This is a genomic window from Rhodospirillaceae bacterium (assembly GCA_018660465.1).
Lineage (GTDB): Bacteria > Pseudomonadota > Alphaproteobacteria > Rhodospirillales > JABJKH01 > JABJKH01.
In genome coordinates this window covers 1-14,602 of sequence record JABJKH010000033.1, presented here as the reverse complement: position 1 = coordinate 14,602, position 14,602 = coordinate 1, and the positions used below count along the sequence as shown (strand labels likewise).

General features: G+C 52.5%; 14 protein-coding genes. 1 reads left to right on the top strand and 13 read right to left on the bottom strand.

The annotated features are described in order from the left end of the window. Nucleotides 1-54: 54 nt before the first annotated feature. From HOM51_05825 to HOM51_05780, 10 genes are all read right to left on the bottom strand, one after another. Entirely contained in the window at nucleotides 55-2,160 is a 2,106-nt protein-coding gene (locus HOM51_05825) for a thioredoxin domain-containing protein (protein MBT5034022.1), read from the bottom strand. After that, nucleotides 2,157-2,744 carry a hypothetical protein gene (locus HOM51_05820; GenBank protein ID MBT5034021.1) on the bottom strand — a complete coding sequence of 196 codons (588 nt, stop codon included), beginning with the start codon at nucleotides 2,742-2,744 and terminating at the stop codon, nucleotides 2,157-2,159. Before HOM51_05820 ends, HOM51_05825 begins: the two co-directional genes overlap by 4 nt. Then, on the bottom strand, nucleotides 2,741-3,364 hold the full coding sequence (locus tag HOM51_05815; protein ID MBT5034020.1) for a hypothetical protein: 624 nt from the start codon (nucleotides 3,362-3,364) through the stop codon (nucleotides 2,741-2,743). Before HOM51_05815 ends, HOM51_05820 begins: the two co-directional genes overlap by 4 nt. A 12-nt stretch (nucleotides 3,365-3,376) precedes the next feature. Beyond that, nucleotides 3,377-3,976 (bottom strand): 4Fe-4S dicluster domain-containing protein, encoded by a 600-nt coding sequence (locus HOM51_05810; protein MBT5034019.1) that lies wholly within the window; start codon nucleotides 3,974-3,976, stop codon nucleotides 3,377-3,379. Beyond that, a complete protein-coding gene (locus tag HOM51_05805; protein ID MBT5034018.1) occupies nucleotides 3,976-4,977 on the bottom strand; it encodes a 4Fe-4S binding protein in 1,002 nt (333 codons plus the stop codon). Before HOM51_05805 ends, HOM51_05810 begins: the two co-directional genes overlap by 1 nt. Nucleotides 4,978-4,979: 2 nt before the next feature. Beyond that, the gene (locus tag HOM51_05800) at nucleotides 4,980-5,531 is read right to left on the bottom strand and encodes a 4Fe-4S dicluster domain-containing protein (protein ID MBT5034017.1); all 552 of its coding nucleotides are present in this window, start codon (nucleotides 5,529-5,531) and stop codon (nucleotides 4,980-4,982) included. A gap of 41 nt (nucleotides 5,532-5,572) precedes the next feature. Further along, nucleotides 5,573-8,284, bottom strand: a complete 2,712-nt coding sequence (locus HOM51_05795; GenBank protein MBT5034016.1) for a molybdopterin-dependent oxidoreductase — start codon at nucleotides 8,282-8,284, stop codon at nucleotides 5,573-5,575. Between the two features lie 15 nt (nucleotides 8,285-8,299). Then, entirely contained in the window at nucleotides 8,300-8,953 is a 654-nt protein-coding gene (locus tag HOM51_05790) for a c-type cytochrome (protein ID MBT5034015.1), read from the bottom strand. 44 nt (nucleotides 8,954-8,997) lie between these two features. Continuing rightward, nucleotides 8,998-9,654 (bottom strand): hypothetical protein, encoded by a 657-nt coding sequence (locus HOM51_05785; protein ID MBT5034014.1) that lies wholly within the window; start codon nucleotides 9,652-9,654, stop codon nucleotides 8,998-9,000. 141 nt (nucleotides 9,655-9,795) lie between these two features. Beyond that, a complete protein-coding gene (locus HOM51_05780) occupies nucleotides 9,796-10,650 on the bottom strand; it encodes an amidohydrolase family protein (GenBank protein MBT5034013.1) in 855 nt (284 codons plus the stop codon). Nucleotides 10,651-10,755: 105 nt separating this feature from the next. On the opposite strand from HOM51_05780, the gene HOM51_05775 reads away from it, so the two are divergent. Then, a complete protein-coding gene (locus HOM51_05775; GenBank protein MBT5034012.1) occupies nucleotides 10,756-11,559 on the top strand; it encodes an aldolase in 804 nt (267 codons plus the stop codon). Nucleotides 11,560-11,673: 114 nt separating this feature from the next. On the opposite strand, the gene HOM51_05770 is transcribed toward HOM51_05775, so the two are convergent. The 3 genes from HOM51_05770 to HOM51_05760 all read right to left on the bottom strand — a co-directional run bounded on the left by HOM51_05770 (nucleotide 11,674) and on the right by HOM51_05760 (nucleotide 14,407). Next, nucleotides 11,674-12,672 (bottom strand): TAXI family TRAP transporter solute-binding subunit, encoded by a 999-nt coding sequence (locus HOM51_05770; GenBank protein ID MBT5034011.1) that lies wholly within the window; start codon nucleotides 12,670-12,672, stop codon nucleotides 11,674-11,676. A gap of 121 nt (nucleotides 12,673-12,793) precedes the next feature. Continuing rightward, nucleotides 12,794-13,582 (bottom strand): SDR family oxidoreductase, encoded by a 789-nt coding sequence (locus HOM51_05765; protein ID MBT5034010.1) that lies wholly within the window; start codon nucleotides 13,580-13,582, stop codon nucleotides 12,794-12,796. Between the two features lie 36 nt (nucleotides 13,583-13,618). Then, the gene (locus HOM51_05760; protein MBT5034009.1) at nucleotides 13,619-14,407 is read right to left on the bottom strand and encodes an SDR family oxidoreductase; all 789 of its coding nucleotides are present in this window, start codon (nucleotides 14,405-14,407) and stop codon (nucleotides 13,619-13,621) included. Between the last annotated feature and the right edge of the window lie 195 nt (nucleotides 14,408-14,602).

Here is a 14,602-nt window from a genome sequence, read left to right as displayed (position 1 = left end):
CAATACACAAAAAATATAAGTTACGATAGTACTTCAGTTTGGAATTAATCAAAACTAATTACTATAGATACTATCCAATTGGCGCTTTAGATCGTCGGGCGACATAACGGGCAACTTACATAATCTTTTTTGGCAAACATAGGCTGTCGCTTTATTATCATTCATCGGGCGGGCAGAAAGTAACGGCCATTTGATGTTATCTTTTTTGGCGTTCGGAGGGATGACCGCAACGACCGTTCCTGGGAGGAAAGTTCTATTCACAACCCGCTGCAAGGTACGAGTGTCCCTATAATTACGGTTGCCCACGATAATAATTTCATGGGCCTCATTTGGTTGGAAATTCAGCGCCCCTATTAGGCCCGTTGCAAGCGGGGCCGAATCCTTTAGATAGCGACCGAGGGACTCTATGATAGCCCGAGTTGGAGCTTCAAAATCGCGCTCTGCACCGAACAGCACCAAGCGATGAAGCGCCGTCAATGCTGCGGCATTTCCTGACGGCAAGCCGTCCTCCTCCCATATGATTTGGCTGGGGATTCGTGACGTCCTATCCAGAGGTGTCAATTGGAATAGGTTTCCCGGTGCGGCCTGAAATTTTTCAATCAGCACTGTCATAAGCTGTCGCGCTTGGTCGAGATGGTCGATATGAAAATCCGCTTCGTAAAGATCTAGCAGCGCCTGGATCAAAAAGCTGTAATCATCAAGAAACACACGCCCCGACCCGGCCCCCTTCCATTGATGGTGCGAAAGGCCAAAGCGACTTGAAAGAGGCAAAAGAAGATACCTCATTTCGTCCTGGGCAATCGCTAGATATCGCTGCTCGTCAAGAATTCGCGCGGCTTTTGCCAAGGCACTGACGACAAGCGCATTCCATGAGATCAGCACTTTATCGTCGCGACTTGGCGGCACGCGTTTCTGACGCGCCTTAAGAAGTCGGGTTCGGCTGGCGGATAATCGTTGCGCAGATTTTAGCTGGGTATCCGTAGCGCCAAGGTGGCGAAGGACGCTTCGTCCGCGGATCAATCCATGTACTGTATCGACATAGGAATTTATAAAAAGTGCGCTCTCTCGAACCCCCAAAACAGCCCGCACTTCGTCTCGGGTCCAGGTATAATATTGACCATCTCCCCCTTCAGATTCGGCATCAAGGGATGCGGCAAATCCACCCCTTGAGAGACGAAATCGAAGGATCAGGTCATCTAAGATGCCGCGCGCGATGGCGGCGTAGAGTGGTTTTCCAGAAAGCTGAAAGGCCGCCAAGTAGACCTGCGCCAACAGCGCATTTTGGTTCAGCATAATTTCGAAATGGGGGACTTGCCAAAAGCGATCAACAGCGTAGCGGTGAAATGCGCCGCCCAATTGATCGCGAATTCCACCGGCTGCCATGTGATCCAAGGTACGGTAAATATTATCTAGAAGATTAGGGGCTCCCCCCTTCGCCGCTTGAGCCAGCAGGAACAACAAAACATTAGGCTGAGGGAATTTTGGTTGGTTTCCAAAGCCGCCGTATTTGCGATCAAACCGTTGCGACCAATGACGTTGCGCACGTTTACGAAAGTCTCCGCCCTTCTCTGGCCCTCGACCGGATGGTGGCTGCCACATTGCCTTCGACTGGGCGCGGGTGATGTCTACATCTTTCGCAAAATTTTGCCGGTTGTTACTCCACTCCCTGGCAATGGACATCGAGACTTTTAAGAACCCGGGGTCGCCATACTTTGATTTTGGTGCAAGATAGCCGCCCGCAAAAACGGGAACCAAGTCTGGCGTCAAAAAGAAATTTGCCGGCAAGCCGCTCGTTCCGATCATTGCCGACATAATCTTCATGAAGTAGCTGTCCAGATCAGGGCGCTCTTCGCGATCAACGAGAATATTGATATAATTTTCGTTCAGCACTTTAATCACTGACGGGTCAGAAAATGTCGTCCGCGACATCACATGACACCAGTGGCAAGAGGCATAACCGATGGAAAGAAATATGAGTTTGTTTTCTCGTCGTGCCAAATCGAGCGTTTCTATACGCCACGCATGCCAATCAATTGCGTCTTCTGCATGAGATAAAAGATAAGGGCTTTTGGCGTCGGACAATCGCCCTGCCTGGGCCGGGGCACATATCAATAGGCTCAGCGTAAGTGCCACCCATACATATGCGAGTTTCTGGTTCATGAAACTTTTGCCGCGGACTCCTCCAAAACAGCAGGCGCGACCTTAACCGCTTTGGGCTCAACGATGCAGGCTTCACGGCAAAGTGCACATCCGCTGCAGAGACTTTGATTAATGACAGGTTTAATTCGATCCTGCCATTCCAATGCTCCAGGAACAGGGCAGGAATGCGCACAGGCGCCGCATTCAGGACCCGCGTACGGCAGGCAAATATTCGGATCGATCTCAACCTGAGCGATTCTCAGGCGTTCTTCACCTTTCCCCGGCATCACCAAGGCTTGCGCCTCACACGCCGCAACACAGGGCCAATTCTCACACATGTGACAGCCTTTATTGACCAAGTCCATTGCCGGCGTGTCCGCGACCTGCGGACCGTGGTTATTGGTCAGCTTAAACAAGACATCATAGGTGCAGGCTTCAATACATGCATCACATCGGGTGCAGGCCTGCTGAAACGAAACTTCGCTCAAGGAATACGGCGGGCGGATCCAAGTGCCGACAGGTCCGACAATTTTATCAAGGGCGGCACGGGAAACGACCTTCGCTGCCTTTTGTGCGCCAAGCCTGAAAAAGTCGCGGCGTTTCATGTTGAACTTTCTTCTCGCCCATCACTTTCATGGGCGCTTTTAATTTTGCCGGTCATGGTGCGTCTGCGCTGCACCAGGCTAATGCCAACGATCAGGAGGAACATCAGGCCGAAGATAATCTCCCAGGTGCCGAGCAGCGGCGGTGCGCCGACGCGCACTGAAAATTCAATATGGTAGGGTTTGTTATCAGCTTCGAATTCGGCGGTGATGAGGTAGTCACCGGCTTCGTGAAATTGAAAGCTCTGCCGGAAAACGCTGTCATCAGGCGGCTGAACACCCAGCTTCTGGCCATGGTCGGAATGTCCCGGCAAAAAAGATTCTTTTTGGACAGAGAACGTCACCTTGCCCTTAAATGGTGTTCCGTCATCAATGCGTTTGACATAGAGGTGAACGCGCCCGGGTTCTTCGGGCTTGGGAAATGCTGGGAAAACCATGAACGTGATCATGTAGTCTTTGACTTGTGCTTCGCCCTGAATGCTTGACGGGGTGTTTGAGTCTTCATTCAAGCCATAAGCAGGTCGTCCTAAAATATGGTGGGCAACTGCCGGTCCCGCGACTAATACCCAGAATATCGATCCAAGGACCAATGCAGCAACAGGGACCGTAATGGCTTTAGACATACCGAAACTCTTTCATGTTGATCGTGACTGTGTTGGTCGCTCTACAATCCAAATTGGCGTGCTTGGATGCGGGCAAACCTCAACACAAAGCCCACAGCCGACGCAGCCATTCTTAATGACCGGGCGGTATATATTGGCGAAATCGAACGTGATGCCTTGCTTGCCTAACGGACACACAGTAACGCAGGCACCGCAGACACCTCGGTCAACCCAGGGAAAACATGCAGTGCGGTCAATCCTGGCGATGCCCATATCGATCTTGGTTCGCGCCACCTTCGTCAGTGCATTAGTCGGGCACACGTCCATGCATTTATCACACAGGATGCAGGCCTTTTCGGTTGGGTCTATATAGGGCGTGTTGACTTGTGTGCCGCCGTCTCGCGTGTGGAATTTGATGCACCGCGGCGGACAGACCTCGCCACAAAGCCCACAGCCAATACAAGCCGTGATAAAATTTGCGTCGTCTTTCAATGCACCTGGTGGACGCAAATAATTTCGTTCTGCGCGGGCACGTTCGGGAGTTAAAAAGGACGCTAATCCAAACGGCAACGCACTTACACCCAGCAGGGCCAACCCGGCAGCAGATTTCTGCAAGATGCTGCGGCGTTCCATCAAGCTGCTTCCTTCTGCTCAGAATCTTGGTCGCGTTGGAACTGCCGCCCTTGGTGGCCCGGACCTTGAGCCGAGATATCGGTAAATCGAAGGGTGAATGTCATGGCATCAACAGGGCAGACCGCCATGCAGGCCGTGCAGTTGTTGCATTCCTGACCGAAGCCATCGCGCAACGGATCAAGGCCGAATTTGCACACCACATTGCATTTCGCACAGTCGTTACAGGTTTCGACAATCCGACGGATACGCAGCAACCGATAGCGCCCCAGCAGAGAATACAGCGCACCGCCGGGGCAGAGATAGCGACAGAACCCGCGTCGTGCGACCAACAGATCAAACAGCATGGTGCCGAGAAAAAACACGGCTCCCGCGCCGAACCCACTCAACGCCAAAACATAATATATCTCACGGCCAACGATGGCAGGCGGATAGACGGCAGCGACCAGCACAGACCCCGTTAACGCTGAGCCCACCAATCCAAGTCCCAGCACACCATATTTAATGCGCTTATCGAAGATATGATTGCCGGTCTTCAATCCGGCCCACCGCAACCACGCGGCAAAATTCGAATTCAATTCATAAAGCAACGTCGCCGGGCAAATCCAACCGCAAAAGAAACGCCCCAGCACAACAGTGAAGAGAACCGGAATTAAAGCGGTTAGAATAAATGGCCAATAAACGGACAGGCTCGCTGCCATCTGACCCAGCGGTGCCAGGGGATCGGACACCTTCAATCCCCAAAATGTTCCAGACCATGTGGTGCCTTTGATTGCGTCCAGGTCTCGCGCGGGATCGCCGACAAAGGGGGCACTGATGGCTTCCATCACATCGTAAAGCTGCTTTTCAGACGGCGCTAAAAGATCATAAGCGTGCGCTGCCACAAAAGTCTGATAGACATGCAGAAGCGGCAGCAACACCAGCATCGCAAAGACGGCGCTTAAGACGATCCACCTGAGCTTATTCAAATGCCGCCAGAGGAAGAAGGGGTTTGAACTCTGCATGCTTACCCCCTTTCATAATTCGGCATGATCCGAATGGCTTGCGGCATCTGAATGCAGGATCGTTCGCACAAGCCGCAACCGACGCACTTTTCCGACACGTGAGGTTGTTCCAGCATGCCGACAGAAATAGCCACGTCCGGCAGGGGGCAGGCGCGGTAACACACGCCGCAGGTCTTGCCCTGAAACGACAGACACAGGCTCTCATCAACAACAGCGTGGCCCATTTGAACGTTTTCGAGGATCGGTTTCATCGCGCGTTTAACGGGTTGGATGGCACCGGTCGGGCAAACATCTCCGCACTTCATACACAGAATACAGGCTTTTTCGCGGGGGATTATGTACGGTGTATCAACCGAGCTCAGGCCGTTTTCTAGGCCGAAGTATTTGATGCATCGGTTCGGACAAATCTCTCCGCATTGCCCGCAATTAATGCACCGCGACAGAAATTCATTTTCCTCCAAAGCTCCGGGTGGACGCAAATACCGCATCGAAGGTCGATTGACCGCAGATCGCACGGGGCCAGAGGCCAAGGTCGCCACGGCCCCTGCTCCCATAGTGCGAATAAAGGTTCTGCGTTTCACCGGACGCGCCTTTTCTAAATTTTTTCGATCCGAGCAGCACTCTTCTTAAAGTCAACTTGCCCCGACACAGGATCCCAGACCCGGCTGGTCACACCGTTGGCCAGCCACTTGTTTTTCTTGGGATCCGCACTGTCCGCCACCGAAAGGTTCCAAGGTCCGAACATGTAGCCTCTCGGCACGTTGTTCCGGGCCGGTTTGACCAGAGAGTTCGTGCCGACCTGGGCACGGGCCTCTAGTGATCCTCGCCGGGTGACGACGCGAACTTTGTCGCCATCCTTGATGCCCAAATCCTTAGCATCGTCTTCGTGCATTTCGACATACATTTCAGGCACCAGGCGACGGGTCGTTGGGCTGCGGTTGGACTTCGCCGTATGGAAGTGCTCATAAACAACACCAAGACCAAACCAATATGGGAATTTGTCCTTCGGTACATCCTTCCACTTTTTGCCGCGATGTTCCTCGTCGGGCATGTCAGGGGTTAACGCCTGATCGCGGGCCTGCTTAATCAGGTCAATATGGTCGATGCTGTACACCCCCTCCTTGGTGCCGAATTCCATGAGCTTTTTGGTTATTTTTTCTCGGTTTGTATAGTCTTGCTTCACGAACTTCATATGCACCTTGCCGTCATTGGTGCGGAAGTAGCCGTAGGGTTTGCTCTCCCAAGCCCCTTCTTGCAGCATGAAGCGTCGCTTGGTGCCGCCTTTCTTAGCAGTCTCATAGGTCGGCGCCGGCCATTGAATGCCACGCAGTTCTTCCAACTGCTCATAAGGGGTTTCCTTATCCAGCTTCTCGACCTCCAGAATTCCAGTCAGGTCGGTATCCGTGCCTTCGGAGGCTTTGATAACATCGCGGAAAACTTCCTGGGCATCATAAAATCCATCCTTCTTTTTCTCATAAGGAAGAATTTTCTTCATATCGAGACCAAGCAAATGACCAATTTCCTTGGCCTTATCGATGACCATGTCCATGTCAGGACGGCAACCCTTGGGCGGTTCTGCCGCTTTCTGGCAGAGGTTGATGCGGCGTTCAGACGAGATATAAACGCCTTCGACCTCGCCCCACGTTGCCGCCGGAAAAATAACATCCGCATAAAGATTATTCGGCGCGTGACGATAAATTTCCTGCACCACGTTGAACGTCTTATTGAGTGCCGGGCGGACAAGATTGTATTGATCCGGCAGATCAATATGGGTGGCGTAAACCAAGAACATGGCTTTAACCTCGCCCTTCAACGCGCGCTCCATCATACCGACGGCATAGCCTGGGTTCTTTGAGTTCATGGCGGTGACCAAATTTTTCTCCGGCACCCCCCAATGTTTGGCCATGTGAAGACGATGCTTTTTGTTTTTCAGTGGCTGGTTAAACGGAAGCCGTCCCGTCAACCCACCAGTGAACCGTTCGCCCATCGCGTTGGGCTGGCCGGTCATGGAGAACGGACCGCAGCCGGGTTTGGCCAAGTTGCCGGTCATCGTCAGCAGGTTGATGATAGAGATCACATTGTGCTGGCCGTGGATGTGCTGGTTGTAACCAATGCCCCACATGATGATGCCCCCGCCGTAACCCTTGCCGCTTTGCTTGCCTTTGGAACGGGCCAAGCGTTTGCGGGTGGCGTCGGCGAACATACTGGCGACCTTGCGGATGAGTGCCGGCGACACGTCGTGGTTCTTCCCACCCATGCGATCTTGCACTTGTTCGGGACTGTAGTCCTTGAGCACACCCTGGGTATATTCTTCCCAGCCCGATGTGTGTTTTTTCATGAACTCCCAGTCGACGACATCTTTGTGGTCTTTCAGCAAAACATGGGCGATGGCATTCAAGAAACTAATGTCACCATTCAGGATCGGCACATGAACGTTGTTCTTTGGATTGATGTCCTCATAACCCATGACGGTTCCGGTACGCCGAGGATCAACCACGACGGTCGGGATGTCTTTCTTCCTTTTATGATCGGCTGCGCGCCAGAAAATAATCGGATGCGATTCCCGAGCGTTATGGCCGAAGTGCATGATCATATCCGCAAGCTCAATATCATCGTAAGCCAACGGTGGCGTATCTGAACCCAGGGTCGCAAAGTACCCGGTCACAGCGGAGGTCATGCACATCCGCGCATTTGCTTCGATGGTGTTGGACCCGAGGATGCCTTTCAAAAACAGGTTCTCAAGATACTGCCCCTCCATCGTCAACTGTCCGGAGCCATAAAGTGCGATGGAATTGCCGCTATATTTCTTGGCGAAATGGGCGACCTTATGCGCCACCATGTCGGATGCTTTTTCGTAGGGCACCCGGTCAAAATGTTCTTCGTCGAACGAGCCCTTGGTCTTGGAAATAAAATCCATGTCGCCGTGGCCCGGCTTATTCCATTCCGCCCAGACATCTTTGCGGACGTAGGAATCGCCTTCCATCCGATCCACATACATCGGCTCCGCCGCGGTCAAGCCCTTGATGCATTGCAGACCGTAATTGGTCGGGTGATCCTTATCAGGCCGCATGGAGACGATCTTGCCTTTCTCCACCTGAATGATGGTGCCGCAGCCCACACCACAGTACGGGCATTGGGCAATGGCGGTGGAGCGTTCATCCTCGTTTGGTGCGTCAGCCGCATGAGCAGAAGCGATTTCCAGTTCAGGATTTGCGCCGACCATTAAGCTGGCACCTGCTGCAGAGGATACAAAAGCGCCGGTCTTCAGCATATCCCGGCGGGACAATTGGTTTTTGATACGTTTCATGATTCAGAACTCCAGCTATTTTTTTGCAAGACTGCGCAAATAAACAATGATGTCGTCAATTTCCTGGTTGGAAAGATTGGCCAGACCTTCGGGCCCTTGGAACGGCAACATGCGGGTATTGGACCGGCCCTTCTTGATGGTTTCACGAAGGAAACCGTCGGACACTTTGTTCAGGGTTCCAGGCAAGCCAATCGCCGTACCCGTACCACCGGCTTCATAACCCGTGCCGCCAACGCCATGGCAGGTCGAACAGATATAGTTATACCACTGCTCGCCCAAACGCGGATCACCGCGGGCATCAGGTTGGGAGTTCACTTCTTTGGATCGGTCCTTCACCTTAACGGTCGATCTGAGATAAGAGACGATTGCCGTTACTTTCTTCCGACCCAAATGGGCAAAGGGTCCCATGCCGGTATCTTCACGCCCGTCGCGGATCGTTCCCATCAGGAATTTGTTGGACGAGATGCTCATCAATTCTGGGTTCGACAACGACGGCGCAAACCCAGGCTTGCCGATGGCGTCTGCCTGATGACAAGTCGCGCAGTTGGCATTGAAAAGTTTTTTACCAAGCTTCAGGGTCTGGGATGAAGTTTGAGCGAAAGCCGTAGAAATCGGTGCTAATCCAAATAGGAACATCGCCGCCAATATAAATGATTTTCGTAATTTCATGTGGTCCTCCACGATTTCATCTATTGGGTTGTTTTGAATTTCGTTTACCAGCCCTCACCCTTGGGTGGTTTAGTCATATCTTTGTGGCACAGTGTGCACGGTAATTTTTCCTTCTCCATTCGGTCATGGAGCGCATCCATTTCAGCTTCTTTGTTGAAGTTTCTGGGCAGGGAATGTGAAATTCCCTTGTGGCAATCAATACACGTCATGTCCCAGGAAATGCCCAATTCGTGCATTGCTTTTGCTTGTGGTTGTTGAGTCTCGGTCAGCATAAAATCGGCACCATGACAGTTACGGCATTCCCGAGAATCTGTTTCTTTCATGACCTGCCAAACATGACTCGCCATTTGCGGCCGTTTGGCTTCAAACTCTTCTCGCTCGTCAATGGAACCCAGCAGCCAATGAAATAATTCGTTGGTGGCTTGAATTTTTCGCACGACCTTATGAATCCATTCGCGCGGAACATGACAGTCCGGGCACGAGGCGCGCACGCCTGTGCGGTTGGAGTAATGAACGGACTTTTTGTATTCTTGGTAGACGTACGATCTCATCGCATGACAGGAGATACAGAACTGTTCCGTATTGGTCAGCTCCAAACTCCAGTTGAAGCCGCCCCAGAAAACCATACCGACGACAAACGCGACGGACAGTCCGGTTACGGGTCGGCGGGCTATGTTTTTTGATATCCACCTGAGCGACATCCGCTACTGTTCCATAATTAAGTGCGCCATCTTGCAGACGCTATGGACGGGTCACATTGATCAGGATCAAGAACGGTAATTTATCTCAGAAGGCTCAAATTTCAATGATGTAGACGGCAGTGGGTCAGAAATCCTGAAACATCATGAAAATCCAAAAAGATTTACTGGGTTATCGACGAGTATTTTCCGCCGTGTTTCGTCGTCTTCAATCCAGCGACAGAACAGATTGTAGAGTTCGATGGTGTCGACGTCATCGGCGAACGACAAATGCGGATAATCAGACCCCCAGATCAGCCGTTCTGGAGCGGCAGCAGCGCAGGCACGGAACATGGGTTCGACATCGGCAAAACCTTGTTCAGTCGAGAAGCGATAAAGCCCCGTCAGCTTGAGCCAACATTTCCCGCCCTCAACAAGGCGGAGAATATCCTTAAAGCCCTGTTGCTCAATCCCGTCGGCGGCCTTGAGCATGCCGATGTGACACAGAATGAAATTAACCGGCAAGGTGCTCATCCACGGCATTAGTTCTTCGGTTAGCCAGCCCGGGTTCAGAAATTCGATGCACCAGCCCGTCCCTTTCAAGCGCTCTGCCAAGCGGTCGACTTCGGGGATCAGCGCGTCTGCATAGCCTGCTTCCGGCGGCTTCACAGGGGACGCATTGATGCGCACGCCGCGCACACCCAAATCGTGCATGGCTTGGAATTCCTCATCGGAGGTATCTTCACGAAGATGGACAATGCCACGGCCTGACTCACCTAACGTTTTGAGCGAATCAAGCGCACAAGAATTATCAAATCCATAGGCACTCGGCTGAACCACGACGACCCTCTCGAAGCCAATCGGCGAAACCTCATCCTGATATTCATCCAGCGGCGCAAAGGGGGCATCGTAACGTTCGCGCGTCGCCGGTGGGTATTTATCGGCGGGGCCAAAAACATGCATGTGGGTGTCGCATGCGCCAGCTGGCGCACGAACGATTGGGGCGATGTGATTGGTCATTGCAATTCCAGTCTTTTCAGCTGTTTTACAGAATTTATTCTTAATATTATTTTGACAGTACCAGTACCAGCATTATCCTTAAACTTCATAGAAGGAAGAACCGCCGTGACGAACACCGAAAACCCGATCAAAAACCAGCTTAAGTTACGCTTGGCTGCAGGCGATGTTTCCCTCGTCATGCGGATAAAAATGTCGCGAACCGTCGAAATCGTCGGCATCGCGCAAGCCGCCGGATATCACGGTATTTACATAGACATGCAGCACAACACCATGTCGTTGGATACCGCATCGCAAATTTGTTCCGCCGCTGTGTTCGCGGGAATCACGCCGTTGGTTCGTGTGCCTGAGATCGCCCCAACGATGATTGGCAGGCTGCTGGATGGCGGTGCTTTGGGCATCATCGTTCCCGATGTGATCAGCGCCGACATGGCCCGTGAAGCGGTCAATTTATGCCGCATGCCGCCATTTGGTGACAGGTCCATCGGCGGCCCGATCCCGCTGACCGGGTATCAACCCTTGCCGGGTGCTCAAATTTCGCAAATTGTGAATGACGAAACCATGGTCCTCGCCCAGCTGGAAAGCGGTGACGCCATCGATCAAGCAGAGGCCATTGCAGCCGTGGACGGCATCGATGCCTTGTTTATCGGCTCCAGCGACCTGACCCTGTCGCTCGGCATTCCCGGTCAGTTCACCCATGAGAAAACCCAAGACTGCTTTAAGCGCGCTATCGACGCCGCACACAAAAACGGCAAGCACATGTTCATTGGTGGGATCGCTGATCCGGAGATCGCCAGAATCTATGTCGAAATGGGTGCTGCGCCGTGCTTCTTCCCAGGGGCAGACTCACAGCTCCTCCTCAAGGCCGCGAAGGAAGCTGGGGCCGCATTCAATGCGCTGGCGAAAAAGTAATTTTCCGAGGGCGTATCACGTTGTTATGTAATCGTCTTTTTCAAAAAAATCCCCGCGCCAAGCAATCAGCCCGGCGCGGGGAAATTTTTATTACCTTCTAAAACAGTCAGAAAGCTACATTACTTTCTTACCCATTTCTTTCCAGAACTTAGCAGCACCCGGATGCAGCGGTGCAACCAGATTTCTGTTGCCGTTGGCGATGGTCATCTGCTTAACCCGACCACCGATGGCAGACGTCAGGAATTTCCGACCTTCCGCCGAATAGGCCTGCTTGAGGATTTTATAAACCGTCGCAGCTGGAACGCTTTTATGGGCAACCAACAACGCACCAGTCCCGAACGTTTTGACAGGCGCATCAACACCAGGATAGACCCCGGCAGGAATTGTTACAGGCTCAAAATAAGGGAACTTCTTATAGAACCCGCTGGCCTTTGCTTCGACATCCATGTCGATCAGCCTGATCTTGGTGGCGTTCGCCGTGCCGCGGATCATGCCACTGCCGACACCGGGGTGCCAGTTGTAGGCAGCAACCTTGCCGTTGACCAACTGATCAGAGCTTTTCTTGCCAGCATAGACGTCCTTGAAGGTGCCCCAAATGCCCAAATGCTTAAACATCTTAGTGATGTTCTTGGCTGAGCCCGAACCCGGACCACCCAAAGAAATGGTTTTTCCTTTGATGTCTTTCAACCGTTTGATGGGGCTGTCGACCTTAACCACAAAGTGGCCGACCGACGCGAAAACAAATGACACGTACCGAACGTCAGCGGTTTTCTTTTTGTAGACGCCGATCCCCTTGGCACCGTCGTGAAGGTCACTGGCAAAAGCCAACGCCATTTCGGACTTGCCCGCCTGAACCGCGCGAATATTTGCGTTTGAGCCTGCACTGCCTTTGGCTGAAGCGTTAACACCTGGAATCTGCTTGGTGATCATTGCCGCCCAACCACTGACGACGCGGTTAAAGGAACCCTTCGTTTGACCACCCATAAGGGTGATGTGGGGATCAGCCGCATTTGCCTGACCCGGCATCGCAACCAAAGCGCCCGCAGAGAGGACTGTTGCTGCAACTGAGGCCAACAACATGGATTTAATATCTATTTTATAGAGATTTTTCATCGTTACATTTCCCTGTTATGTATCCTGTTATGTATTTTTCACTGACAAACATACCTAGTTTGAACCATTGGATCAAATCCTGCATTCAATCGTGTGTAAATTAAAGCCCGAATTTGGATGTTTAAGGAGTCGCCCGACGGTGCCCGCCATCCATGTAGATTGAACTTCCAAAGACGTAAGAGCACGCATCCGACGAAAAGAAACAGGCGACCCGCGCGATCTCCTCAGGCTCAGCAATGCGACCTGCAGGAAGCTTCGAACCCAGTTCCTTCAGCAATTCTTCGACATCTTTGCCTTCCTTATCGGCGCGGCCTTGGTTGATCGTGCGCACCCGACTTGTATTGGTCATACCGGGATGAACAATGTTAACCAAAATGCCATCGCCAGACACCGCATCCGATAGCGCTCGCGTCGCATTCATGATCGCCGCATTGGTGATCGCGGTTGGAATGTTGCCGCGTTCGGGGCTGGCACCGGCACGCCCGCCGATATTAACAATCCGGCCCCACTGATTTTTTTGCATGTGAGGAATAACAAGCTGCGACAAGCGCAAATAACCATGAGACTTCCCGGCCATCGCCTCATCAATGATTTCAAGCGGCAGATCAAGAATATCCCCGCCCCGCGCAGCCCCGGCAACGTTGACCAAGATATCAACGCCACCCCATTTATCGACACAGGCATCAACGATCTTCTTGCAGCCATCATCGGATGTCAGTTCCGCTGAAACGAACATGCCTTCGCCACCAGCGGCATCAATGTCTTTAACCGTTTGCGCCAGCAAGACTTCATCCCGTGCGGTGGCGCAGACCTTGGCGCCCTCCCCTGCCAATGCCAAAGCGCACGCATTGCCGATGCCTTTGCTGGCACCCGTGACAATTGCGCGTTTACCTTTAAGTCCTAAATCCATAACGCCTTCTCCTGTTTGAATAGATTAATGTGAAAATTATGGTGTCGCTCTGCGCTGCCCACCATCCATGTAGACGGAACTGCCAAAGACATAGGAACAAGCTTCGGATGCAAAGAAACAAGCAACCCGGGCGACCTCTTCCGGTTCGGCGATGCGGCCCGCTGGGAGCTTTGAGCCAACTTCTTTTATGAGATCCTCAACACTCATACCCGCCTTATCTGCCCGCGCTTGATGGATATCGCGCGCCCGTTCCGTGTTGGTCACGCCAGGATTGATGACGTTCACCATTATGCCATCGCCGGAGACCGCATCCGATAAAGCACGAGTGGTATTGAGAACCGTTGCGTTGGCAATTGAGGTTGGCATATTGCCACGCCCCGGACTGGCCCCGGCACCGCCACCGATGTTAACGATGCGCCCCCAGGTATTCTTTTGCATATGGGGAATAACCAGCTGCGCCATTCTCAGATAGCCGAATGACTTCAACGCTAAGGCATCGGTAAGGACCTCTACCTGCAAATCGAGAATATCACCCCCGCCTGCGGCACCGGCATTATTGACCAAAATATCCACACCGCCCCAGTTTTCGACACAGGCACCCACGACCGCCATACATCCCTCAATATCTGTAAGGTCGGCAGAAACATACATTCCCTCGCCGCCAGCGGCATCGATTTGTTTGACCGCCTCAGCAAGCATTATCTCGTTTCGTGCAGCGATACAGACCCGCGCGCCTTCAGCCGCCAGCGCCAATGCACATGCCTTGCCGATCCCCCGGCTGGCCCCCGTGACAATGGCACGTTTTCCCTTAAGTCCTAAATCCATAAAACATTTCCCAGTTTTACTTGTAATTGGAATGCCGGAGTATGAAGGCTTGCCAACAGCTTGCAAACTGTTGAATCTATGGCATCGAAATTTATTCAACAGGGGACGAACGATCATGCGCTGGGCGAGGATTGAGGTAGACGGCGAACCCACATTCGCCATTGTCGAAGGGGATCAACTGGCAACCGTAACCGG

What these genes read in the sequence shown, in the direction of transcription:
- HOM51_05825 (MBT5034022.1), bottom strand. Translation starts at nt 2,160, where the DNA reads ATGAACCAGAAACTCGCATATGTATGGGTGGCACTTACGCTGAGCCTA.
- HOM51_05820 (MBT5034021.1), bottom strand. Translation starts at nt 2,744, where the DNA reads ATGAAACGCCGCGACTTTTTCAGGCTTGGCGCACAAAAGGCAGCGAAG.
- HOM51_05815 (MBT5034020.1), bottom strand. Translation starts at nt 3,364, where the DNA reads ATGTCTAAAGCCATTACGGTCCCTGTTGCTGCATTGGTCCTTGGATCG.
- HOM51_05810 (MBT5034019.1), bottom strand. Translation starts at nt 3,976, where the DNA reads ATGGAACGCCGCAGCATCTTGCAGAAATCTGCTGCCGGGTTGGCCCTG.
- HOM51_05805 (MBT5034018.1), bottom strand. Translation starts at nt 4,977, where the DNA reads ATGCAGAGTTCAAACCCCTTCTTCCTCTGGCGGCATTTGAATAAGCTC.
- HOM51_05800 (MBT5034017.1), bottom strand. Translation starts at nt 5,531, where the DNA reads ATGGGAGCAGGGGCCGTGGCGACCTTGGCCTCTGGCCCCGTGCGATCT.
- HOM51_05795 (MBT5034016.1), bottom strand. Translation starts at nt 8,284, where the DNA reads ATGAAACGTATCAAAAACCAATTGTCCCGCCGGGATATGCTGAAGACC.
- HOM51_05790 (MBT5034015.1), bottom strand. Translation starts at nt 8,953, where the DNA reads ATGAAATTACGAAAATCATTTATATTGGCGGCGATGTTCCTATTTGGA.
- HOM51_05785 (MBT5034014.1), bottom strand. Translation starts at nt 9,654, where the DNA reads ATGTCGCTCAGGTGGATATCAAAAAACATAGCCCGCCGACCCGTAACC.
- HOM51_05780 (MBT5034013.1), bottom strand. Translation starts at nt 10,650, where the DNA reads ATGACCAATCACATCGCCCCAATCGTTCGTGCGCCAGCTGGCGCATGC.
- HOM51_05770 (MBT5034011.1), bottom strand. Translation starts at nt 12,672, where the DNA reads ATGAAAAATCTCTATAAAATAGATATTAAATCCATGTTGTTGGCCTCA.
- HOM51_05765 (MBT5034010.1), bottom strand. Translation starts at nt 13,582, where the DNA reads ATGGATTTAGGACTTAAAGGTAAACGCGCAATTGTCACGGGTGCCAGC.
- HOM51_05760 (MBT5034009.1), bottom strand. Translation starts at nt 14,407, where the DNA reads ATGGATTTAGGACTTAAGGGAAAACGTGCCATTGTCACGGGGGCCAGC.